Origin of the sequence: Aminobacter sp. Y103A, from assembly GCF_030294925.1 — a bacterium.
Taxonomy (GTDB): domain Bacteria; phylum Pseudomonadota; class Alphaproteobacteria; order Rhizobiales; family Rhizobiaceae; genus Aminobacter; species Aminobacter ciceronei.
The window spans coordinates 4,339,300-4,361,440 of record NZ_AP017986.1; the positions used below are offsets into that span (position 1 = coordinate 4,339,300).

Consider the following 22,141-nt stretch of genomic DNA (forward strand, 5'->3'; position numbering starts at 1 on the left):
CCAATTGTCCGTCATCAGGAATTTTTATTCCATCAACAGATTGTGGCTGTGCGCCCCGAGTCCAATTGCCCCGAGGCGACTGTCCGCCCGTTGGCTTAGAGCCGTACGGTCTTGCCGTCCTTGGCCGACTTCAGCGCCGCATCGGCCAGCTTCAGCGCCATCAGGCCGTCCTTGCCGTCGGGCGAGATCCTGGCACCCTTGGTCACCGAAGCGACGAAGGCGGCGATCTCGGCGGCATAGGCTTCGGTGTAGCGGGTCATGAAGAAGTCGTGCAGCGGCGGGCGAGTATAGCCCTTGCCGTTGGCGACCTCGATTGAAACGGCGCGCTGGTTCTCCGCCGCCACCATGCCATCCGAACCATGCACCTCGATGCGCTGGTCATAGCCATAGGTTGCGCGACGCGAATTGGTGATGACGCATTGCTGGCCGGTCGCGGTCTCCAGAATGACACTGACGCTGTCGAAATCACCGAGCTCGCCGATCTTCTTGTCGACCAGCACCGAGGCGGTTGCCGTCACCGCCACCGGTTCGGCACCGAGCAGGAAGCGGGCCATGTCGAAGTCGTGGATGGTCATGTCGCGGAAGATGCCGCCCGAACGCGTGATGTATTCGGCCGGCGGCGCGCCGGGATCGCGCGAGGTGATCACCACCTGCTCGACCTTGCCGATGGCGCCGTCGTCGATCGCCTTGCGCACAGCGGCGAAATGCGGGTCGAAACGCCTGTTGAAACCGACCATCAGCGTGCCGCCGGCCTTCTCGACCACGGCAAGGCACTTTTCGACACGCTTGGCGTCGAGGTCGATTGGCTTTTCGCAGAACACCGCCTTGCCGGCGAGCACGAAGCGCTCGATCAGGTCGGCATGGGTGTCGGTCGGCGTGCAGATCACCACCGCGTCGATGTCGGCCGCTTCCTCGATCTGTTCGATCGTACGTACGTCGCAGCCGTAGGCCTCGGCGAGATCGTTGGCCGCCTTTTCGAAGGCATCGGCCACCGCAACGAGCTTGGCCTGCGGGTTGGAGGCCACGGCCTTGGCGTGGACCTTGCCGATGCGGCCTGCGCCGAGGACACCGAACCGAACTGTCATGACAACCTCATTTCCTTGGCCCGCGCCGTCCGGGCCTGCAATCTTGATCTTTGGGGAGGGGCCGCCCGCCGACGGGAAGCCGGGCGGCCTGATTCTGACATGATCCCGAAAAGTGGAAACCGGTTTTCGGATAAGATCATGTCCAAAGCACTCTTTACGCCTTCTTGCGCTTGTTCTGGCGATGCTGGTCGATGATCACGGCCGCAACGATGATGATGCCCTTGATGATTTCCTGATAGTAGGCGCCGACCTTGAGGAAGGTGAAGCCCGAAGTCAGCACGCCGAGGATGATCGTGCCGATCACAGTGCCGGTGATGCGCCCGACGCCGCCCGAGAGCGAGGTGCCGCCGATGACCGCAGCAGCGATGGCGTCGAGTTCATAGGCCACGCCCATGCCCGGCTGGCCTGAGGCGGCGCGGGCCGCGGTCATCACGCCGGCCAGTCCCGACAGCAGACCGGCAATGGCATAGACCTTGATCAGGTGGCCGCCGATATTGATGCCCGAAACGCGTGCCGCCTGCGGGTTGGCGCCGATGGCATAGGTGAACTTGCCGTAGCGTGTGTAGGTCAGCGCGATGTGGCAGATGACGGCAACCAAGAGGAAGATGATGACCGGCAGCGGCAGCGGAAAGCCGAGGATGTTGAAGCTCTTGCCAAACCAGGTGAAGCTGTCGTCGAGCAGCGCCACCGGCTGGCCGAGCGTATACCATTTGGCGAGGCCGCGCGCCGACACCATCATGCCGAGCGTGGCGATGAAGGGCGGTATCTTGGTCCGTGCTACCAGGGAGCCGTTGACGATGCCGGCGAGAAGGCCGACGCCGAGGCCGGCGAGGATCGCCCAGATCGGCGACATGTCGGTCAGCGCGGGATAGACGGCGCGCGGATTGGCCGATGTCTGCGCCAGGCTCGCCGCGACCATGGCGGCGAGACCGACGACCGAGCCCGACGACAGGTCAACGCCGGCGGTGATGATGACCTGGGTCACTCCGACCGCGATGATGCCGATCACCGACACCTGCAGGATGATGATCGACAGGCGCTGCTTGTTGGCGAGGAAGCTGTCGCCGACGAAGATCCAGCCAAGAATCTCGAAGACGATGGCGATACCGATCAACACGCCGAGGATGGACACCTCCGGCGGCAGGCGCTTCTTGCTTCCGATGATGTTTGCGGGACCCGCAATCTCGTTCGTCGACATGGTTCTTCCACCCTTGAGCTGATTGGCGTCAGTGCGACGCGAGTTCCATGATCTTGACCTGACTGGCCTCGGCGCGGTCGAGGAAGCCGGTGACGCGGCCCTCATGCACCACCATGATGCGGTCGCTCATGCCCAGGCACTCGGGCATCTCGGACGAGATCATGACCACCGCCACCCCCTGCCCGGCGAGCTTCGAGATCAGGCGGTGGATTTCGGCCTTCGCGCCGACATCGATGCCGCGCGTCGGCTCGTCGAGGATGAGGATCTTCGGCTTGGTCAAAAGCCAGCGCGCGATCAGCACCTTCTGCTGGTTGCCGCCGGACAGGTTGATGATCGGCTCGGCCATGTCTGGGGTCTTCACCCTCAGCGCCGCGCTGATCTCGACCGAATCCTTGCCGAGTTGTTTTTGCTGCACGAAACCGTTCTTGACATAGTCTGACTGCAGCACCGCCATCTGGGTGTTTTCCTGGATGTCGAGCAAGAGGAAGCAGCCGGTTTCCTTGCGGTCCTCGGTCAGGAAAGCCATGCCGTGCTTCATAGCCGTGGCCGGGCTGTCGACACGGACCGTCTTGCCGAACAGCTCGATGGTGCCGGCGTCCGACGGCGTCACGCCGAAGATCGTTTCGGCGATGTTGGAGCGGCCCGAGCCGACGAGACCGGCAATGCCGAGGATTTCGCCTGAACGCACGTCGAATGAAACGTCGGAGAAGACGCCCTTCAGCGTGAGCCCCTTCACCGACAGCACGACGTCGCCGATCAGCACCTCCTCCTTGGGGAACATCTGGGTGATCTCGCGCCCCACCATCATGCGGATGATGTCGTCGCGGGTCACCTCGGTCGACGCCTTGGTGGCGATGTACTTGCCGTCGCGAAACACCGAGAACTCGTCGGCGATCTCGAACAGCTCGTTCATCTTGTGGGTGATGTAGATGATGCCTTTGCCCTGGGCGCGCAGCGCACGGATGATGGTGAACAGGTGGTCGACCTCGCGCTCGGTCAGCGCCGAGGTCGGCTCGTCCATGATCAGCACGTCGGATTCGTAGGACACCGCCTTGGCGATCTCGACCATCTGGCGGCTGGCGACGGTCAGCGTACCCACCTGAACCTCGGGATCGATGTCGATGTTGAGGCGCTTGAACAGGTCTGATGTCTTGCGGCGCATCTCGCCATGGTCGACGAAGCCAAGCCGGGTCAGCGGCTCGCGGCGGATCCAGATGTTCTCGGCCACCGTCATCGGCGCCATCAGGTTGAGTTCCTGGTGGATCATGGCGATGCCGTGTTCGAGCGCATCGAGCGGCCCCCGCAGCTTGATGTCTTCGCCGCGCAGCTTGAAGCTGCCGGAGTCGGGCGTGTAGATTCCGGCCACGATCTTCATCAGCGTCGACTTGCCGGCGCCGTTCTCGCCCATCAGCGCATGTACGCTGCCGCGTTTCAGACGCAGCTGGACGTTGTCGAGGGCGACGACACCCGGGAATTCCTTACGAACGTTTTCGACCTCGAGAAGATAGCCGCCATCCACCGCGGCACCGCCCGCAGGCGCCGCTTCCATCGTACCGGTGCTTTGCATGATTGGTCCTCCCAGGCCCGCCCGACTGTTGCGCGGGTCAAGGTCCTCTTGGGGAAAATGCGCCGCCGTTTGCGACGGCGCATTGGTCAGATCATATCAGTTCTTGGTGGTGTACTGGTCCATGTTCGCCGGGGTCACCAGCTCGAACGGCACCCAGACGGGCGACGTCACGGCTTCGCCCTTGGCGAGCTTCATGGCGGTTTCGACCGCACCGCCACCCTGGGCGGCGGCGTTCTGGAACACGGTCACATCGAGGTCGCCGGCCTTCATGTAGGCGAGCGCTTCCTGGGTCGCATCGACGCCGGCCACGATCACGGTCTTCATGTCCCAACCGGCCGCCTTCATGGCGTTGATGGCGCCGATGGCCATGTTGTCGTTGTTCGAGATGACGGCGTCCGGCTTGTGGCCCGCGGCGATCCAGTTGGTCATCAGGTCCTGTGCCTTGACCGGATCCCAGCCAGCGGTCTGTTCGTCGATGACGTTCAGCTTGACGCCGCAGTCGCTGCCGGCGTTGACATCATGGATGTCCTTGGTGCGCATCACAGCCGCCTGGTTGGCGAGGTCACCGACCATGATCAGGATGCCAGCCTCGGTCTTGCCGGCTTCCTTGAGGATGCGGCAGACTTCCTTGGTCTCAAGCGTGCCGGAATCGACTTCGTTCGAACCGACGAAAGCACCCTTGGCACCGAGCGCGCCGACGTCGATCGGCTCGCGGTTGACGTAGACGATCGGAATGCCGGCGTCGGTGGCAAGCTTGGTCATCGGCCCGGTGGCCGAGGTGTCGACCGGATTGACGATGATGGCGTCGACCTTGGCGGCGATGAAGTTCTGGACCTGGCTGAGCTGCTTGTTGACGTCGTCGTCGGCGATCTCGATGACGACCGGCTGGCTGGCGTCAGCCGCGGACTTCTCGATACCCTTGCGCAGGACGGTCAGGAAGGTGTCAGAATTGGCCATGCTGACGCCGATATCGCCGGCAAACGCAGTGCCGGACATCAGCGCGGTCATGGCTACGCCGAGCAGGAATTTCCTCATGTTCACTCTCCTCCAACAATGGTGCCCGGCTGCACCCCGACGTGCCGGAAGCCCGCGGTCGGCCGCAGGCTCGTCTCTACGAGAGGCACCATCGCTCCTCCGCGATGCAAGATGCGCCACTCGCTTCCCGATGCCGGCCCAAATTCAGAATGTTCGGGCCGTGTTTTTTGTATATGAAATGTTTATTCCATATTGAGGCCAGACGTCAAGAGACATTCCATTGCCTGCCTATCAATCCTTCGGGGAGCAACGAATTGCGCCGCCCGGTCGCCCGGGCGGCGCTGGAGATGACGGCTATTTCGCTGGATGGAGCCGTTGCGTCAGACCCGCGAGCGGATGAACGCAATGCTCTCGGCAAGCGCTGCGCGCGGCTCGGTAAGCTTCTGCACGACAGGCGAAAACGGCTCGAAGGAGAGCAGCCCCTGATAGCCGCCAGACACCAGCGCACGGATCTGGCCGACATTGTCGAGCCGGTCGGCTGCATCGACCAAGACCCGGTGCGGGTCGCGCATGTCGGAGACCGTCACCGCAGGGTCGTCGACGCCTGAAATGTGCACTAGGCCGGTCATGCCTGGGAAGATGTCGGGCTCGCCGGCAAGATGATGATGGAACGTGTCGTGCACCATTCGAAAAGTGTCAGTTCCATCGACATCCTCGATCGCTTCGGCCGCCTCGCGCTTGGAGCGCAGCGAGCAGATCTCGAAGCCGAGCGGCTCGACAAGTCCACGCACGCCGCGATCGCCGAGGATCGCGGTCAGCGCCGTCAGCGCCGTCCTGAGGTTACGCTGGCGCTCGCCATCGGCCTTCCCCGTGCCGTCATTGACCGGAACCAGGACCAGCGCCGCAGCACCGGCGTCGCGGGCATAGTCGGCGAGTTCGATCGCCTCGGCTTCGCGCGCGGCGCTCCATTCGTTGAAGCGCTGCAGGGCGTTGATGGTTGCAATGGACATTCCATTTTCCGCTGCCTGCGCCTTGATGGCCGCAGCCGGCGTGCCGTCGATGATGGCGTTGCCTGAGAGGTCGTTGCGGATTTCGACATCGCTCAGGCCAAGGTCCCGGCACAATGCGAAGAACGCTGCCGGCTTCAGCCCGGGTGCCACCATATGGTTCAGCGCGAATGTGAGCTTGCTGGGCATGCCGAATTTCTCCTCCGGGATCGCGGGGCGGCGCATCGATATTTATGTTCCAATCTACCTATAAAATAGAACAGTCAATCCGAAATATGATGCGAATCTATCATTTGATGATAGATTCGCATGGCCGGCAGGCCACACCGTCAGATATTCTCCGGCAGGAAGATGTCGAACGGCAGGAAGGTCTGACCGGGGGCGTTGGCCGCCCCCTCCTCGATCGCATGCGCCATCAGCCCGACAAGTTCGCGGCACAACGACGCCAGCGGCGTCGCAATCACCATCGTTGCAAGGTTGTCGGCCAATGCCACGCGTGTGTCCAAGGTGATCTCGTTGCAGATCAGCACCGGCAACGGATCGGGCTTAGCCTGGCGTAGCGCCGAGATCGCCCCTTCGATGCCACCGCCGGCAACGTAACAACCGACGAGATTGTCATGCTTGCGGAGCAGGTCGTCGACGACCTCGTGGGTGGCTTCCCAGGACTCGTTGTTGACGATGGTTTCGAGCAGCGTGAAGTCGGGCGCATGTTCGCGGAAGAAAGCGCGAAAGCCGATCTCGCGCAATTCGTGGCCATGGAAGCGATGGCTGCCGACGAACAACGCCACCTTGCCCGGCCCCCGCGCGCATTTGGAGATCATCCACGCGGCGGTGCGTCCGACCTTGAGGTTGTCGATGCCAACGTACCCCTCGCGAATGCCCGTCGCGAAGTCCGACAGCAGCGCGAAGACGGGAATGCCGCGCTGCTTGAGTTCAGCAACCGCCGCCGTCACGCTGGGATGGTCGGGGCTTACCAGCGCCACTGCATCGCAGCTTGCCGCCAGCCGCCGCAGCCGTTCCAGAATCTCCTCCGGCGAGAGCGTCTCGGCAAATTCGATGACACCAGCACCGCGAAACCCCGTCGCCTGGGTTATCGCCTTCTCCAGTTCACCGGCGAAGGCACGGTAAAACACGTCTTTCGGCCGCAGCAGCACGAAGCCGAGCCGATACACCGGCAGTTCCTTGCGCATGCGCTGCGCGATCAGCCCGGCCGCATGATAGCCGATGGATGTCGCCGCCTCGTAGACGCGGCGCTGCGTTTCCTCGCGCACCGGCAGGCGCCCGTTCAGCACACGGTCGATGGTTGCAACGCTGACGCCCGAGGCGTGGGCGAGATCGGCGATTGTCGGGCGCTTGCTCATGTCCAATCCCTGGGTTTTGTCGCAGCTTAGCGCATCATGATAGAAAATGATAGAAACCATCATGCAATGATTGAAAATATTGCATCATGAGTTAGCATTCTTCCAGTGAACGATGTCCAGCGCCCATCGCGGACCTGTTTCCGACTTCCAGGGAGAGAGCCATGACCGTGACGCCTTTGGCGCGCGACTACAGCCTTGTGGGAGAAAGCGCGCATCGCGCCGTCGAAAGCGGCCTTGCGGCTGCCGAGTGGTACCACACCGACATTCCGCGCAAGCAGATGAAGGAGCTGATGCAGCGCTCCGACGGTCCGGCCATCCGCGACACCGCAATCTGGCTCGGCCTGCTCATCGCCTTCGGTACTGCCGGCGCGGCGCTGTGGGGCAGCTGGTGGTGCGTGCCCTTCTTCCTCTGCTACGGCGTGCTCTACGGCTCGGCAACCGACTCGCGCTGGCACGAATGCGGCCACGGCACCGCCTTCAAGACGCAGTGGATGAACGACGCGGTCTATCAGATCGCCTGCTTCATGATCATGCGCAATCCGGTGACCTGGCGCTGGAGCCACACCCGCCACCACACCGACACCGTCATCGTCGGCCGCGATCCAGAGATAGCGGTCATGCGCCCGCCAGACCTTCTGCGCGTCGCGCTCAATTTCTTCGGCCTGCTCGATGCCTGGCACGCCATGGTTGACATGGTCCGCAACGCGGCCGGCATCATCGGCGCGGAGGAAAAGACCTTCATCCCCGAGAGCGAGCAGCCCCGCGCCATCCGCATCGCCCGAATCTGGCTCGCCATCTATGTGGCCACCATCATGCTGGCACTTTATCTCGGCTCATGGCTGCCTTTGATGCTTGTCGGCCTGCCTCGCCTCTACGGCGCCTGGCATCACGTGCTCACCGGCCTTTTGCAGCATGGCGGCCTCGCCGACAACGTCATCGACCACCGCCTCAACAGCCGCACGGTGCTGATGAACCCCGTCAGCCGCTTCATCTACTGGAACATGAACTACCACGTCGAACATCATATGTTCCCGATGGTGCCCTATCACGCGCTGCCGAAGCTGCATGAGCTGATCAAGCACGACCTGCCTGCGCCTAGCCCCTCCATGTGGGACGGCTACCGCGAGATGCTGCCGGCCTTCGTCCGCCAGCTCCGCAACGAGGACTACTTCGTCAAGCGCGAGCTGCCGCCGACGGCACGGCCCTACCGCGAGGACTTCCATAGCGAGACGGCGCTGGCTGCCGAATAGCCGTTCGAAACCCAGGGAGAGAGACATGAGCGACTGGATCGAGGCCTGCGCGGCCGACGACATCGACGAGGAAGACGTGATCCGCTTCGACCATGCCGGGCGCACCTTCGCGCTTTACCGTAGCCCGGAGGACGAGTTCTTCGCCACTGACGGCTTGTGCACCCACGAGCAGATCCATCTGTCGCAGGGCCTGGTCATGGGCGACATCATCGAATGCCCCAAGCACAATGGCCGCTTCAACTACAAGACCGGTGCGGCGCGCGGCGCGCCCGTCTGCGTCAACCTCAGGACCTATCCGGTGAAAATCGACGCCGGCAAGGTCTTCATCCAGCTGGGCTGACTGACATGGCGGCGGGAATGATCATCATCGGCGCCGGCGAAGGCGGCACGCGGGCCGCCTTCGCCCTGCGGGAAGCCGGCTATGACGGCACCATCACGCTTGTCGGCGCGGAGAGGCATCTGCCTTACGAGCGTCCACCGCTGTCCAAGGAGGCGATGACATCGACCGATGCACCCGCCATCAAGGCGATCGCCGACGCCGCACGCCTCAAGGAACATCGCATTGACCTGGTCGGCACCACCACCGCGACATCGATCGACCGCGCCAACCGCTCGGTCCGTCTCACCAACGGCTCCGACCTAGAATACGACAAGCTGTTGATCGCCACCGGAGCCACACCGCGCCGGCTGCCGCTTGCCGGTCTCGGCTCGCGCTGCGTCTATCTCCGGACCTTCGATGATGCGTTCGCCATCCGTTCGCATCTCGGTCCCGGCTGCCGGATAGCCATCGTCGGCGGCGGCTTCATCGGCCTCGAACTCGCGGCATCCGCCCGCAAGCTCGGTGCGGACGTCACCGTCATCGAGGCTCAGTCACGCATCCTGATGCGCGGCGTGCCGGAAGACATCGCAACCGTCGTCCACGAGACGCACGCAACCGAAGGCGTCGACATCGTCTGCGGCGACGGCATTGCGACCATCAACGACAGGGCTGACGGGGTACGCATCACGCTTGCCAGCGGCCTGCAGGTCACGGCCGATCTCGCCATCATCGGCATCGGCGCCGTGCCGGTCACGACACTTGCCGAAACCGCGGGCCTCACCCTCAACAACGGTATCGCCGTCGACGCGCAGCTACGCACCAGCGACCCTCTGATCTTCGCCGCCGGCGACTGCTGTTCGTTCCCGCTTGCCGTCTATGGCGGCCGCCGCGTCCGGCTGGAGGCCTGGCGCAGCGCCCAGGAGCACGGCGCGCTCGCTGCGCGCAACATGCTCGGATCAGAGGAGGCCCATGCCTGCGTTCCCTGGTTCTGGTCCGACCAGTACGGGCTCAGCCTGCAGATCGCCGGCTTGCCCGACGAAGGCGAGCGCACCGTCCGCCGCGACCTCGACGACGGCGCCTTCATCCTGTTCCATCTCAAAGAGGACGGCCGACTCGTCGCCGCCAGCGGCATCGGCCCGGGCAATGCGGTTGCGCGCGACATTCGCCTCGCCGAAATGCTGATCGCAAGATCCGCCCGCCCCGACATCGGCGCGCTGGCCGCGCCCTCGGTCAAGCTCAAGAGTCTGCTTGCCGCGTGACACGGAGCACGCACCCGTCAGGACGCGCAAGGCAGCTGGCAAAAGCCGCTTGAGAATCGTGCCGGTTTGCAGGAACCTGCGCTGGGCGCGAGGGCCGCGCGGAGCAAACGACAATGCCGATCAGCGAATTCGGTCAGATGGCCGACGGCACGGTGGTGCAAGCGATCGACATCGCCGCCGAAGGCATCGAGGCAAGGATCCTCACCTTCGGCGCGACACTTGCCGACCTCGTCGTCGCAACGCCTGACGGCCCGCGCTCGGTCATCCTCGGCTTCGACGATCTTGACGGTTATCTCAACCATGGCGGCTATTTCGGCGCTATTGCCGGACGTTGCGCCAACCGCATCGCCGGCGGCAGCTTCGAGCTCGACGGACAGACGTTCGAGCTCGATCTCAACGAGGCGGAGCGCACGCATCTCCATGGCGGCAGCGACGGTTTCTTCCGCCGCAACTGGCTCGTCGTCGACGCCAACGACAGTTCGGTGCTGCTGGCGCTGATCTCGCAGGCAGGGGATCAGGGCTACCCCGGCAAGGTTATCGCCACCTGCCGCTATTCACTCGACGCCGGACGCCTCACCATTGCGCTCGGCGCCCGTGCCGATGCCCCCACATTGGTCAACCTCGCCGCCCACGCCTATTTCAATCTCGATGGTGGCGGCTCGATCCTCGACCATCGTCTGAAGATCGCCGCCGAGGCCTACACACCTGTCGACGCGAACAACATCCCCACCGGCGAGGTGCCTGCCGTCGACGGCACGCCGTTCGATTTCCGTGAGCTTCGCCCGGTCCGCAACGGAATGGACGAGGCACACAGCCCTTATGACCACAACTGGGTACTTGCCATGCAGCCGGCGCCCGAGCCGTGGCATGCGGCGAGGCTCGAAGGCCCGCTGTCCGGCATCCGGCTCGATCTCTGGACCACCGAGCCAGGACTGCAGCTCTATGACGGCGCCTTCCTGCCGGTTGTCCCGCCCTTGCGCGGCGGCATCGCGCCCGTCCGCCACGGCGCGCTGTGCCTCGAGCCGCAACGCTTCCCCGACGCCATCCACCACCCGCACTTCCCGAGTGCCGTGCTGAGGCCTGACGAGATCTATTCGCAGGTCACCGAATATCGCTTTTCGATGGTCGAGTGACCGTTACACCCAACCGCCATCGACGACAAAATTCTGTGCCGTGCACATCATGGAATCGTCGGCCGAAAGAAACAGCGCCATGCGCGCGATGTCGTCGGGCAGCACCCGCCCTGCCAGGCACTGATTTGCATCGATCTCGGCATTGGCTGCATCGTCAACCCAGAGCTCAAGCTGGCGCTTGGTCATCACCCAGCCCGGTACCAGCGTATTGACCCGGATGCCATGCTTGCCGAGATCGCGGGCGAAGGAGCGCGTCATGCCGTGCACGGCAGCCTTGGAAGCGGCATAGGCAGGATAGCCGCCCGAGGCCTTCATCCAGCCGATAGAGCCGAGATTGACGATCGCACCGCCGCCGGCGGCGATCATGCCGGGTGCCACCGCCTGGATGGCGAAGAACGAGTGGCGCAGATTGACCGCGACACGCGCATCGAAATACTCCGGCGTCACCGCGCGCCAGTCGTGGCGGGTGTCGCTCGCGGCGTTGTTGACCAGCGCCATGGTCGGACCCTGCAAGGCCTCGATCGCGGCTATCGCCTCGCGGTAGGCCGCGATATCGGTGATGTCGCAGGCATGGAAGGCGACGGAAGCGCCCATGCCCGCCAGCTCCTCGGCAAGCGCCATGCCCTCGGCTTCGGCAAGGTCGACAAATCCGACTTTCGCTCCCTGAGCGGCAAAGGCCCGCACCATCGCCTCGCCAATCCCTGTCGCTCCGCCGGAGACGAGCACCGGCCGCCCGGCCAGGCTCGGATATCTAGCCATCATGGCGTCGCTCATCGCCATCACCTTACAATGTCCTGACCGCGATGGGGGCCGCTGCCCGCGCCTGTTTCAACGGATTGCGCAGCGGCAGTCCGAATTCCGCCGCCTCGATCTCGAACACGTCACCGGGCTCCGTCTTCACCCCGTCAGCGAATGACAGCGTCGCCGTTCCGAACATGTGCACGTGCACGTCGCCCGGTTGGCGGAAGACACCATATTTGAAGTGATGATGTTCGAGATTGGCGATGGTGTGGGACATGTTGGCCTCGCCGGACAGGAACGGCTTTTCCCAGATCGGCTTGCCGGCGCGAATGATACGCGAGGCACCCTTGATGTCGTCAGGCAGTTCGCCGACGAGGATTTCCGGGCCAAACGAGGCATTCCGCAGTTTTGAATGGGCGAGATAGAGATAGTTGATACGCTCGGTGACGTGGTCGGAGAACTCGTTGGCGAGCGTGAAGCCGATGCGATAGGGCGTGCCGTCGTCGCCGACGAGATAGACGCCTGCAATCTCCGGCTCCTCTCCGGCATCGAGCGCGAAGTGCGGCGACACCAGCGGCTTGCCGGGATCGACGACCATGTTGCCGTTGCCCTTGTAGAACCATTCCGGTTGCACACCGACCTGGCCTCGCGCCGGCCTGCCGCCCTCCAGCCCCATGCGGAACATCTTCATGGAATCGGTCAGCATCTCCTCGCCACTGGCGTCCAGCTTCTTGTGCATGCTGTCCCGCGTCGCCGCCGAGCCCAGATGGGTGAGCCCGGTGCCGGTCAGATGCAGATGCGCCGGATCGGGATGCCTGACCGGCGACAGCACCTGGCCGGCGCGGCCGGCGGCCTCGATGTCGACGGCCTCGCCAAGGCCGCGGTCGGCGACGATGGCCGCAAGCGTGGTTCCGGCGCGCACCGCCTCCAGGGCCAGCGCGTAGATCGACTTGGCGTCGTTGACCAGCCGCGCGGTCCCGCCTTCCCGCACCGCCACACGGCTCTTGCCGTCGGCCAGGATTATCTGGGACATCAACATTCCTGCACTCCTTCCGTCTCGCCCCGGCCGGCCTCGTTTCCGGCGCCCGGCAAGACTTTCCCGTCGCGCCACGCACATGCGCAGCACGCCTTGCCTGTTATCTTCGAGATTGCGGGCCCGCTCCCCCGGGCGCCGCGGCCGGTCGCTCCCTGCGGCCTAGGCCTTCTTCTTGTTGTAGAGGTCGAAGGCGACAGCACCGAGCAGAACCAGGCCCTTGATCACCTGCTGCCAGTCGATGTTGATGCCCATGATCGACATGCCGTTGTTCATCACGCCCATGATGAAGGCGCCGATGACCGCGCCCGCCACCTGACCGACACCGCCCAACGCCGAAGCACCACCGATGAACACCGCAGCAATCACGTCGAGCTCCATGCCGGCACCTGCCTTAGGCGTCGCCATGTTCAGACGGGCGGCAAAGATCAGTCCGGCAAGTGCTGCCAACGCCCCCATGATGGCGAAGATGTAGAATGTCAGCCGCTCGGTGTGGATGCCCGAGAGAGCAGCCGCCTTGACGTTGCCACCCATCGCATAGATGCGCCGGCCAAAGGTCATACGCTTGGTCACGAAAACGAATGCGGCGATGAGCACGCCCATCACGACAAGCACGTTGGGCAGGCCGCGATAGGACGCCAGCATATAGAGCAGGAACAGCACGATACCGGCCATGACGGCATTCTTCAGCACGAAGAAGCCGAAGGGCTCGGCATCATAACCGTGGCTCTCGCGGTTGCGCCGGCTTTTCAGCGCCGCAAAGAGCATTCCGGCGACGATCAGCAAGGCAATGACGATGGTGGTAGCGTGCAGCTTGACCCCGCCGATCGTCCACGGTCCGATCGGGTCGGGGATGAAGCCCGCCGACAGCATCTGGAATTCCGGCTGGAAAGGCCCGACCGAGCGTCCGCCGAGCAACCACAGTGCCAGCCCCTTGAACACCAGCATGCCGGCAAGTGTGACGATGAAGGACGGGATTTTCATATAGGCGATGAAGTAGCCCTGGACGCCACCGATGACGGCGCCGACGCATATGCATATCAGTCCGGCAAGAAACGGGTTGAAGCCGAAATCGACCATCAGCACCGCCGCGACCGCGCCGATGAAGCCGGCGACCGAGCCGACCGAGAGGTCGATATGCCCGGCGACGATGACCAGCAGCATGCCGAGCGCCATGACGATGATGTAGGAATTCTGCAGGATCAGGTTGGTCAGGTTGACCGGTTTGAACAGCACACCGCTGGTGGTGAACTGGAAGAAGATCATGATAGCGATCAGGGCAAGCACCAGCCCGTATTCGCGCAGGTTCGCCTTGATGGCATCTTGCGCCGTCGCCTTGGCGGAATTGACCGTCGGGGCAGCTGTTTCCGTGCTCATGCGGCTTTCTCCTCGCCGCGGACGATCGCCCGCATGATCTTTTCCTGGCTGGCTTCGCTGGCCTTCATCTCAGCGACGATGCGTCCCTCGTTGAGCACATAGATGCGATCGCAGATGCCGAGAAGTTCCGGCATTTCCGACGATATCACCAAGATGCCCTTACCCTCGTCGGCGAGCTTGTTGATGATCGTGTAGATTTCATACTTGGCGCCGACATCGATGCCGCGCGTCGGCTCGTCGAGGATCAGCACGTCGGGGTTGGCAAACAGCCACTTCGACAGCACCACTTTCTGCTGGTTGCCGCCGGAAAGGTTGCCGGTGATCTGGTAGACGCTGGACGAGCGGATGTTGGTCTTCTTGCGATACTCGTTGGCGGCCCTCAGTTCGGCATTGTCGTCGATCACGCCCAGCTTCGACGAGACGCTTGGCAGGTTGGCGACCGTCACATTGTGCTTGATGTGGTCGATCAGGTTGAGGCCGTAGACCTTGCGGTCCTCGGTGGCATAGGCGAGGCCTGCCTTGACCGCCTTGCCGACCGTCGAGGTGTCGGCTTTCTTGCCGTGCAGCAGCACGTCGCCGGTGATGTTGGTGCCGTAGGACCTGCCGAACACGCTCATCGCGAACTCGGTGCGCCCGGCCCCCATCAGGCCCGCAATACCGACGACCTCGCCCTTACGCACCGACAGGTTGACGCTCTTGATGATCTGCCGCTCCGGATGCAGCGGGTGGTGCACCGACCAGTTTTTCACTTCGAAGATGGTCTCGCCGATGTTCGGCTCGCGGTGTGGATAGCGGTTCTCAAGGCTGCGCCCGACCATCGAGGTGACGATGCGGTCCTCGGTGATATCGGCCTTGTCCATCGTCTCGATCGACTGGCCGTCGCGGATGATGGTGATCTGGTCGGCGATGCGCTTGATCTCGTTCAGCTTGTGCGAAATCATGATCGAGGTCATGCCTTGCGCCTTGAACTCGACGAGCAGGTCGAGCAGCGACTGGCTGTCCTTCTCCGACAGCGAGGCCGTCGGCTCGTCGAGGATCAGAAGCCGGACGTCCTTGGCCAGCGCCTTGGCGATTTCCACCAGTTGCTGCTTGCCGGTACCGATGTTGGTGATCAGCGTGTCGGGATCCTCGCGCAGGCCGACCTTCTTCAACAGCTCGGCGGCACGCCGGCGCACCTTGTCCCAGTTGATGATGCCGTTTGTTGCCTGCTCGTTGCCCAGGAACATGTTCTCGGCGATCGACAGCATCGGCACGAGCGCAAGCTCCTGATGGATGATGACGATGCCGCGTTTTTCGGAGTCATGGATGCCGTTGAAATGGCATTCCTGGCCTTCATAGCGGATGTCGCCGGAATAGCTGCCGAAGGGATAGACGCCGGAGAGGACCTTCATCAGCGTCGACTTGCCGGCGCCGTTCTCGCCGCAAATGGCGTGGATATCGCCGCGCCTCACCTTGAGATTGACGTTCTCGAGCGCCTTGACGCCCGGGAAGGTCTTGGTGATGTCGCGCATTTCCAGAATGATGTCGTCACTCATGGTCCCTCGCTCGAAGTGGCGCCCCGCCTGTCCAGGAAAATGCACCCGGAAACGGAGGTAGCGTACTCTCTTTGGAACGGAGCTCCACCCCCTCCTTGCGCGGGTCTCGACACGCGCCCGCGCCCGGCATTGGCTGCCTTCGGCGTTGATGCGGGGAGCCCGCCAAGCGGGTGTCCGGTCCCTTGAACCGCTCCCCGCAATTGCAGGGGAGCGGCAAGGCGGAAGGCTTACTTTATCTCCTCGGCCTTGATGTAGCCGGAGTCTACCAGGACCTTCTGGATGTCGTCCTTGACCACCGACACGGGCACCAGCAGGTAGGACGGAACCACCTTGACGCCGTTGTTGTAGGTCTTCTCGTCGTTGATCTCGGGCTTGCCGCCGGACAACGCCGCATCGACTAGGTTCGCGGTTACCTTGGCCAGTTCGCGGGTGTCCTTGAACACCGTCGAGTACTGCTCGCCGGCGATCATCGCCTTGACCGAAGGCACCTCGGCATCCTGACCGGAGATAACAGGCCATGGCTGTTCGGCCGTGCCGTAGCCGACGCCGCGCAGCGACGAGATGATACCGCGCGACAGGCCGTCATAGGGCGCGAGCACCGCATCGACACGGCTGCCGTCGGAGTAGTTGGCCGACAGGATGTTGTCCATGCGGGCCTGCGCCACCGCCGCATCCCAGCGCAGCGTACCGACCTTTTCCATGCCCATCTGGCCCGACTTGACGACCAGCGTGCCCTTGTCGATCAGCGGCTGCAGCACCGACATGGCGCCGTCGTAGAAGAAGAAGGCGTTGTTGTCGTCGGGCGAACCGCCGAACAGCTCGATGTTGAACGGACCTGGCTTGTCAGGATAGCCGAGGCCCTTGAGCAACGAGTCTGCCTGGAGCACGCCGACCTTGAAGTTGTCGAAGGTGGTGTAATAGTCGACATTGCCGCTGTCGCGGATCAGGCGGTCATAGGCGATGACCTTGACGCCCTTGTCGGCCGCCTGCTGCAGCACCGCCGACAGCGTGGTTCCGTCGATCGAAGCGATGATCAGGGCCTTGGCGTCCTTGGTCACCATGTTCTCGATCTGGGCGAGCTGGTTCGGGATATCGTCTTCGGCATACTGCATGTCGATGGTGTAGCCCTTGGCTTCGAGGGCCGCCTTGAGCGCGTCGCCGTCATTGATCCAGCGCAGCGACGACTTGGTCGGCATGGCGATGCCGATCGTCCCCTTGTCCTGGGCATGGGCCTGATAGGACATGGCGGCGAGGCCAACCGCGAGGGCGGCTACGAACGTCTTGATGATCTTCACCTTCTCTCTCCCTTGTGAAGTGCCGGCGCGCGGACGCAAGCGCTCGCGCGTGGCCCCGCCATGAACGGCGCGGCAAAGCCAGGTATGATGCGTATTCCTCCAAAAGGCCGCGAGCCCTGCGTTTCCTCCGCTCGATGCTCCAGCGCCCGGCTGGCTGACATCGAACTCGCGACGGTCTCAACGTCGGGGAATGTGGCATAACAGTCAAATGCAAAATCGGCTGCACGGGATATCATTTCTGGTATGCTTCAAAGCCAGTTCAAGGCTGCGCAGGAGGGAAGGACGCGATGGTCGACATCCGGGACGACGCCAGGGTAAGCGGCACCAGCCTGCGCATCAACGACAACGAAACCTTGCTGCGCAGCGGCCTCAAGCTGCGCCATATGCGCATGGTGGTGGCGCTGGAGGATCACGGCCAGATCAGCGCCGCCGCCCAGGTCATGAACATCTCCCAGCCCGCTGCCTCGCGCATGATCTCCGAGATCGAGGACATCCTCGGCGTCGAGGTCTGCGAGCGGCTGCCACGAGGCGTCCGGCTGACGCCCTATGGCGCAGCCCTTGCCCGCCGTGGCCGCGCCATCCTGCTCGAGATGCAGCAGGTCGACCGTGAGATCTCCGACCTCAAGTCCGGCAAGGGCGGCTCGGTCGCCATGGGCGCGGTGACCGCACCCGCGATCGAGCTGGCGGTACCTGCCATCCGCAAGATCCGCGAGCGCTATCCGCGCATCGAGATCAGCGTGCAGATCGAGACAAGTGCCGTCCTGGCACGCGAACTCCTCGCCTCGCGCCACGATTTCATCGTCGCCCGCGTCCCCGACGATCTCGATCCGCGTTTGTTCGAAAGCCGCATCATAGGCATTGAGAAGGCCTGCCTCATCGTTCGCCGCGGCCATCCCCTGGCCGGCTCCGGCACTGTTCCGCTGGAACGCCTTGCCGAATTCGACTGGGTTTTCCAGCCCGGCGGTTCGCTGCTACGTCAGACGGTACAGGGCATCTTCATGAGCCGAAACGTCCGCATGCCCGACCGCATCCTCAACACCAGCTCATTGCTCTTGACGCTGGTGATGGTGGCGCAGTCGGACGCCATCGCGCCGATCGCGACTGACGTCGCCAATTTCGTCAACGCCAAGAGCGGTCTCGACGGCACGATCGAGATCCTGCCGATCGCCTTCGACATCAACGTCCAGCCCTACAGCCTGATCACCGTGCGCGGCCGCATGCTGTCACCGACAGCCCAGTTGCTGCACGACCACATCCTGCGTGAGATCGCATAGGCGACCTCACGGGACCGGAGTGCCTTGCCCCCAGGAAGTGAGGAGAGTTAGCCCGGCGAAACCGTGTCGGATGGACACTCGAGAGTTCGGCCCTCACACCCTGGCGCACATCGCCTCGAAGAACGCGACATTGTCGAGGTCAAGCGGATCGTCGACCGGCAGCGCCTGCGACGACATCTTGGAGATCACCACCTCGGCCTTGGGGTCGATGTAGAGCCACTGGCCGTGGATGCCGATGCCGCAATAGGCTTGGGCAGCATTGGCGCTCTGGTACCACTTGTTGCGATAGCGCCCGTGGGCGAACAGGTTGGTCATCGTACCGCGCTGCCAGGCCACTGCATCGCCGCCATGGATGGTGTCTTCGACCCAAGCCTGCGGCACGATCCGGCCGCCTTCGGCAACACCGCCCTGCCGCATCATCTCGCCGACACGCGCGAGGTCGCGCACCGCCACCGATACGCCGCCCGCCGCGCGCGCCGAGCCTTCCGAATCGACGCTGACGAAGGCATCGCGCACCGCGCCCAGCGGCTGCCACAGCTTGTCCGCCATCAGCTCGGCATAACGCTGGCCAGAGGCGCGCTCGACGATGATGCCGAGCAGGTCTGAATTGGGCGAGCGGTAGCGGAAGGTCTGGCCGTGCGGCTCGTCCAGCGGCTGCAGTGAGACGAGGAACTCGCGCAAAGTTTCCGATCCGCCGCCCGGGTTCCACATCGTGGCGCGGCGATAACGGGCAAAGGCGCTTTCGGGGTCGAGATAAGCCTCCTCGAAATCGAGGCTGACGGTCATGTCGAGCACGTGACGCACAGTGGCTTTGGCGTAGACCGAGCCGGTCGCTTCGGGCACGTAGTCGGTCACCGGCGCATTCGGGTCGAGCTTGCCCTCGCCTTCGAGGCTGCCGGCAAGGACCGCCGTCAGCGACTTCGAGATCGAAAAGATGATGTGCCGTGCCTCGGGCCGCATCTCGGGCGCGAACCAATCGCCGACGAAGCGCCCCTTCTTCATCACCGCAAGCGCATCCGTCGACGAGCGCTCGAGGAAACCGGCCACGCTCTCGTTTCGGCCGTTGATATCAACGATTTCCGTCAGAAGCCCGGCGAGATCGACGGGCGCGCTCTCGACCTTGCCCTCCAGGGCCGGGATTCGCGTGCTGCGCACCATCTCGCCGACATTCTGGAAAGCCCAGCGGTTGAACGGCTTCTCGCGCCAGTTGCCGAGCGTCACGGCCTGGCGCGCAAAACCGAATGCCTGCTCGAAGGCGTTTGATGACGTCATGATATGTCCTTGCTGCTATGTTCCGGTCAGGCGAGTGCGGCTGCGATGGTGTGCACAGCCTTCAGGGTCGCCACCGAATAGGGAACCGAAGTGAAGTCGGGCCAGGTCGACAGCTTCACCGTGACCATGCCGGCGTCGAAATTGATATGGATCAGTTGCCCGAACACGCCGCGGCACATCAGCGTCCGCGAGCGCGGGTCTTCGATCCAGAACTGGTTGCGATAGCTGGCCTCGGGCATCGAGGTGCTGAAGTTGGGGCCATGCATTCCCCGCCGGGTCTCGGCGATCCAGCCGGCAGGCACGATGTCGGCGCCGTCCTCCAGGATCGTCTGGCCGAAGCGGGCATAGTCGCGCAGCGTCGCGTTGAAGCCGCCGTCGGCAATGGCGTAACCGGCGCTGTCGACGGTGAAACAGGCGCTCTCCTCGGCGCCGATCTTCTGCCACAGCTCTTCGGACACCAGTTGCGGCAGCCGCCTGCCGGTCGCCCGCTCCATGATGAAGGCGAGCACATCAGTCTCGATCGAGCGGTACTCGAAGGCAGCGCCATGCGGCCTGGTCGTTTCGGTCAGGCGCTGGATCAACTCGAACATATGCCGTGGCCAGTGGAAGCTGGGGTCGGCATCCGCGGGGACCGGCTTCCAGCCGCCGGCGACGTCGACCTGGCCGATGTCGGAATAGGGGTCGGTATAAGCCTCGCTGAAACGGACACCCGTGGTCATGTCGAGCACCTGCTGAACGGTCGCCCCCTTCCAGCCGGTCGTTGCCAGCTCCGGCAGATAGTCGGTCACCAGCTTCTTCGGGTCGACGATACCTCGCCCCGCAAGAATGCCGCATACCGTGCCCGTCACCGATTTCGCCACCGATTGCGACAGATGCAGCGTGCGTGGCGTCATGCCGTTGAAGTAGCGCTCATAGGCGATCTTGCCGTCCTTGAGCACGAGGAAGCCATCGGTGTAGGTCTCGTCGAGCAGCCCCGAAAGCGTCGTCGGTTTGCCCCCGCTGTCCACGACCGCCAGGCCGTCGAGATCTGTCTCGGCGCGCGGCAATTCACGAACCGGACCTTCGCCGCGCCATACCTCCGCCGTCGTCACGATCTCGCGCACGTGCTGAAACGCCCAGCGGTTCCACGGCGGCATGTCCCATTGCGCCTTCGGTACCTTCATCGCCGGTGGCGAGCCCTGCATGATGGGTGGCGGCGCATCGCTGTTTCTGTAGGAGCTCATGTCTCTCAACCTTGTCTCTTCGCCACCCATGGTGGAGACGATGTCGGACCTTCGACAAACTCAAAACCAGATGCGGGACGGCACAAACGCTTCAAGGCCTGGTGCTGCCCCTCATCCGCCCTTCGGGGCACCTCCTCCGGCAAACGGGGAGCAGGAACAGCCCCTACTTCTGCAGGTCGGTCCAGATCTTGGTGTAGATCGCATCGACCTCCGGCGGGCACATCAAGGCCATCGTGCCATGCGCCTTGCTCGCTTCCGGAATAACGATTTCAGGCGCGTCCTTCATCTCGGCGGGCATGAACTTTTCCGAGCCTGCAATGCCGTTGGCATAGCGGTGATAGGCGGAAAGCCCCGCCGCGATTTCGGGATCCATGATGAAGTTCTGGAACAGCTTGGCGTTCTCGACGTTCTTGGCGTCCTTCAACACCACCACGTTGTCGCTCCAGTAGGTGAAGCCTTCCTTCGGATAGCCGAAATTCACCTCAGGACGCGCCAGCCGGATGCGCAGCGCGGCCCCGTTCCAGGTTGTCGAGGCCTGGAAGTCGCCGGCCTTCATCTTGTCGATCGCGCCATACTCCATAGCGACCCAGTTCGGTTTCGCCGCCACCAGCAGGTCGCGCGCCTTCTTCAGCACCTCCTTGTCGTCGGTGCATTGCTGGCCGCCGACATAGCGGATCGCCGCCGTCACCACGTCCTTCATCTCGGGGACGACATTGACCTTGCCCTTCAGCTCGTCGGGTGTCTCGAAGATGATCTTCCAGCTGTTGATGTCGCCCTTGTAGGTGCTGGTGTTGACAACCGTGCCGACCGTGCCCCAAGCCCAGGGCACCGAGTATTTGCGGCCGGGGTCGAATTCGGGGTTGGCCCAGTCGGGCGACACGTTCTTGAAGTTCTCCATGCCGCCCGGATTGGTCTCGAGCAGCAGACCTTCCTTGATCCAGATCGGCAGATGCGTCTGGGAGGGAACCGCGATGTCGAAACCGCTGCCGCCCTGGCGCACCTTGGCGAGTGCGGTGTCGTTCGAGTCGTAGTCGGTGATCGTCACCTTGACCTTGTACTTTTCCTCGAACTTCTTGATCACCTCGGGGTTGGTGTAGTTGCCCCAGTTGTAGATGTTGAGCTGGCCTTCGGCGCGGGCAAAGCCGGTCGCCGCAAACAGCGCGATCGCCGCGACGGCAGTGGACATCATTGGTTTCACAGCAGGTCTCCTCTTCATTTCAGACTGTGAGCACCCTGC

Annotated in this window: 19 protein-coding genes; 5 read left to right on the top strand and 14 right to left on the bottom strand. The window is 63.4% G+C overall.

Going from position 1 to position 22,141, the window contains the following annotated elements:
* Window positions 1-95: 95 nt before the first annotated feature.
* From iolG to Amn_RS21310, 6 genes are all read right to left on the bottom strand, one after another.
* The gene (gene iolG / locus Amn_RS21285) at window positions 96-1,085 is read right to left on the bottom strand and encodes an inositol 2-dehydrogenase (RefSeq protein ID WP_154386436.1); all 990 of its coding nucleotides are present in this window, start codon (window positions 1,083-1,085) and stop codon (window positions 96-98) included.
* Between the two features lie 154 nt (window positions 1,086-1,239).
* Entirely contained in the window at window positions 1,240-2,283 is a 1,044-nt protein-coding gene (locus Amn_RS21290; RefSeq protein ID WP_067958676.1) for an ABC transporter permease, read from the bottom strand.
* Window positions 2,284-2,311: 28 nt separating this feature from the next.
* Window positions 2,312-3,853 carry a sugar ABC transporter ATP-binding protein gene (locus Amn_RS21295; RefSeq protein ID WP_169808377.1) on the bottom strand — a complete coding sequence of 514 codons (1,542 nt, stop codon included), beginning with the start codon at window positions 3,851-3,853 and terminating at the stop codon, window positions 2,312-2,314.
* A gap of 93 nt (window positions 3,854-3,946) precedes the next feature.
* Window positions 3,947-4,885, bottom strand: a complete 939-nt coding sequence (locus tag Amn_RS21300) for a substrate-binding domain-containing protein (protein WP_067958671.1) — start codon at window positions 4,883-4,885, stop codon at window positions 3,947-3,949.
* A gap of 320 nt (window positions 4,886-5,205) precedes the next feature.
* Window positions 5,206-6,021 carry a TIM barrel protein gene (locus Amn_RS21305; RefSeq protein WP_067966212.1) on the bottom strand — a complete coding sequence of 272 codons (816 nt, stop codon included), beginning with the start codon at window positions 6,019-6,021 and terminating at the stop codon, window positions 5,206-5,208.
* Between the two features lie 140 nt (window positions 6,022-6,161).
* Window positions 6,162-7,193, bottom strand: coding sequence for a LacI family DNA-binding transcriptional regulator (locus Amn_RS21310; protein WP_067958669.1), 1,032 nt, complete (start codon window positions 7,191-7,193; stop codon window positions 6,162-6,164).
* Window positions 7,194-7,354: 161 nt separating this feature from the next.
* Between Amn_RS21310 and Amn_RS21315 the strand changes: the two genes are divergently transcribed.
* From Amn_RS21315 to Amn_RS21330, 4 genes are all read left to right on the top strand, one after another.
* Window positions 7,355-8,443 (top strand): fatty acid desaturase family protein, encoded by a 1,089-nt coding sequence (locus Amn_RS21315; RefSeq protein ID WP_067958667.1) that lies wholly within the window; start codon window positions 7,355-7,357, stop codon window positions 8,441-8,443.
* 25 nt (window positions 8,444-8,468) lie between these two features.
* A complete protein-coding gene (locus Amn_RS21320; protein WP_067958664.1) occupies window positions 8,469-8,783 on the top strand; it encodes a MocE family 2Fe-2S type ferredoxin in 315 nt (104 codons plus the stop codon).
* 17 nt (window positions 8,784-8,800) lie between these two features.
* Window positions 8,801-10,021 carry an NAD(P)/FAD-dependent oxidoreductase gene (locus tag Amn_RS21325; protein WP_185910334.1) on the top strand — a complete coding sequence of 407 codons (1,221 nt, stop codon included), beginning with the start codon at window positions 8,801-8,803 and terminating at the stop codon, window positions 10,019-10,021.
* 113 nt (window positions 10,022-10,134) lie between these two features.
* Window positions 10,135-11,154 carry an aldose epimerase family protein gene (locus Amn_RS21330; protein ID WP_067958657.1) on the top strand — a complete coding sequence of 340 codons (1,020 nt, stop codon included), beginning with the start codon at window positions 10,135-10,137 and terminating at the stop codon, window positions 11,152-11,154.
* A 3-nt stretch (window positions 11,155-11,157) separates the two neighbouring features.
* Here the strand turns inward: Amn_RS21330 and Amn_RS21335 are convergent, their stop codons facing one another.
* The 5 genes from Amn_RS21335 to chvE form a co-directional block, all read right to left on the bottom strand.
* The gene (locus Amn_RS21335) at window positions 11,158-11,928 is read right to left on the bottom strand and encodes an SDR family NAD(P)-dependent oxidoreductase (RefSeq protein WP_185910333.1); all 771 of its coding nucleotides are present in this window, start codon (window positions 11,926-11,928) and stop codon (window positions 11,158-11,160) included.
* 10 nt (window positions 11,929-11,938) lie between these two features.
* Complete coding sequence (gene araD1, locus Amn_RS21340; RefSeq protein WP_154386439.1) at window positions 11,939-12,934, bottom strand: AraD1 family protein; 996 nt, start codon at window positions 12,932-12,934, stop codon at window positions 11,939-11,941.
* 156 nt (window positions 12,935-13,090) lie between these two features.
* A complete protein-coding gene (gene mmsB / locus Amn_RS21345; RefSeq protein ID WP_067958652.1) occupies window positions 13,091-14,305 on the bottom strand; it encodes a multiple monosaccharide ABC transporter permease in 1,215 nt (404 codons plus the stop codon).
* Window positions 14,302-15,840, bottom strand: a complete 1,539-nt coding sequence (gene mmsA / locus Amn_RS21350) for a multiple monosaccharide ABC transporter ATP-binding protein (RefSeq protein ID WP_154386440.1) — start codon at window positions 15,838-15,840, stop codon at window positions 14,302-14,304. Before mmsA ends, mmsB begins: the two co-directional genes overlap by 4 nt.
* 227 nt (window positions 15,841-16,067) lie before the next feature.
* Window positions 16,068-17,084, bottom strand: a complete 1,017-nt coding sequence (gene chvE / locus Amn_RS21355; RefSeq protein ID WP_154386477.1) for a multiple monosaccharide ABC transporter substrate-binding protein — start codon at window positions 17,082-17,084, stop codon at window positions 16,068-16,070.
* A 338-nt stretch (window positions 17,085-17,422) separates the two neighbouring features.
* On the opposite strand from chvE, the gene Amn_RS21360 reads away from it, so the two are divergent.
* Window positions 17,423-18,409 (top strand): LysR family transcriptional regulator, encoded by a 987-nt coding sequence (locus Amn_RS21360; RefSeq protein ID WP_067958645.1) that lies wholly within the window; start codon window positions 17,423-17,425, stop codon window positions 18,407-18,409.
* A 93-nt stretch (window positions 18,410-18,502) separates the two neighbouring features.
* On the opposite strand, the gene Amn_RS21365 is transcribed toward Amn_RS21360, so the two are convergent.
* From Amn_RS21365 to Amn_RS21375, 3 genes are all read right to left on the bottom strand, one after another.
* Window positions 18,503-19,681: a serine hydrolase domain-containing protein gene (locus Amn_RS21365; RefSeq protein WP_154386441.1), complete on the bottom strand. Its 1,179-nt coding sequence runs from the start codon at window positions 19,679-19,681 to the stop codon at window positions 18,503-18,505.
* A 26-nt stretch (window positions 19,682-19,707) separates the two neighbouring features.
* Window positions 19,708-20,904 carry a serine hydrolase domain-containing protein gene (locus Amn_RS21370; RefSeq protein WP_154386442.1) on the bottom strand — a complete coding sequence of 399 codons (1,197 nt, stop codon included), beginning with the start codon at window positions 20,902-20,904 and terminating at the stop codon, window positions 19,708-19,710.
* A 163-nt stretch (window positions 20,905-21,067) separates the two neighbouring features.
* A complete protein-coding gene (locus Amn_RS21375) occupies window positions 21,068-22,093 on the bottom strand; it encodes an extracellular solute-binding protein (RefSeq protein ID WP_246670843.1) in 1,026 nt (341 codons plus the stop codon).
* Window positions 22,094-22,141: the final 48 nt, after the last annotated feature.

Coding starts and splice junctions, on each gene's coding strand:
- Amn_RS21320 (WP_067958664.1), top strand. CDS start 8,469: ATGAGCGACTGGATCGAGGCCTGCGCGGCCGACGACATCGACGAGGAA.
- iolG (WP_154386436.1), bottom strand. CDS start 1,085: ATGACAGTTCGGTTCGGTGTCCTCGGCGCAGGCCGCATCGGCAAGGTC.
- Amn_RS21330 (WP_067958657.1), top strand. CDS start 10,135: ATGCCGATCAGCGAATTCGGTCAGATGGCCGACGGCACGGTGGTGCAA.
- Amn_RS21290 (WP_067958676.1), bottom strand. CDS start 2,283: ATGTCGACGAACGAGATTGCGGGTCCCGCAAACATCATCGGAAGCAAG.
- Amn_RS21300 (WP_067958671.1), bottom strand. CDS start 4,885: ATGAGGAAATTCCTGCTCGGCGTAGCCATGACCGCGCTGATGTCCGGC.
- Amn_RS21360 (WP_067958645.1), top strand. CDS start 17,423: ATGGTCGACATCCGGGACGACGCCAGGGTAAGCGGCACCAGCCTGCGC.
- Amn_RS21325 (WP_185910334.1), top strand. CDS start 8,801: ATGATCATCATCGGCGCCGGCGAAGGCGGCACGCGGGCCGCCTTCGCC.
- Amn_RS21310 (WP_067958669.1), bottom strand. CDS start 7,193: ATGAGCAAGCGCCCGACAATCGCCGATCTCGCCCACGCCTCGGGCGTC.
- Amn_RS21305 (WP_067966212.1), bottom strand. CDS start 6,021: ATGCCCAGCAAGCTCACATTCGCGCTGAACCATATGGTGGCACCCGGG.
- Amn_RS21335 (WP_185910333.1), bottom strand. CDS start 11,928: ATGAGCGACGCCATGATGGCTAGATATCCGAGCCTGGCCGGGCGGCCG.
- mmsA (WP_154386440.1), bottom strand. CDS start 15,840: ATGAGTGACGACATCATTCTGGAAATGCGCGACATCACCAAGACCTTC.
- mmsB (WP_067958652.1), bottom strand. CDS start 14,305: ATGAGCACGGAAACAGCTGCCCCGACGGTCAATTCCGCCAAGGCGACG.
- Amn_RS21365 (WP_154386441.1), bottom strand. CDS start 19,681: ATGACGTCATCAAACGCCTTCGAGCAGGCATTCGGTTTTGCGCGCCAG.
- Amn_RS21375 (WP_246670843.1), bottom strand. CDS start 22,093: ATGATGTCCACTGCCGTCGCGGCGATCGCGCTGTTTGCGGCGACCGGC.
- Amn_RS21370 (WP_154386442.1), bottom strand. CDS start 20,904: ATGAGCTCCTACAGAAACAGCGATGCGCCGCCACCCATCATGCAGGGC.
- araD1 (WP_154386439.1), bottom strand. CDS start 12,934: ATGTTGATGTCCCAGATAATCCTGGCCGACGGCAAGAGCCGTGTGGCG.
- chvE (WP_154386477.1), bottom strand. CDS start 17,084: ATGTCCTATCAGGCCCATGCCCAGGACAAGGGGACGATCGGCATCGCC.
- Amn_RS21315 (WP_067958667.1), top strand. CDS start 7,355: ATGACCGTGACGCCTTTGGCGCGCGACTACAGCCTTGTGGGAGAAAGC.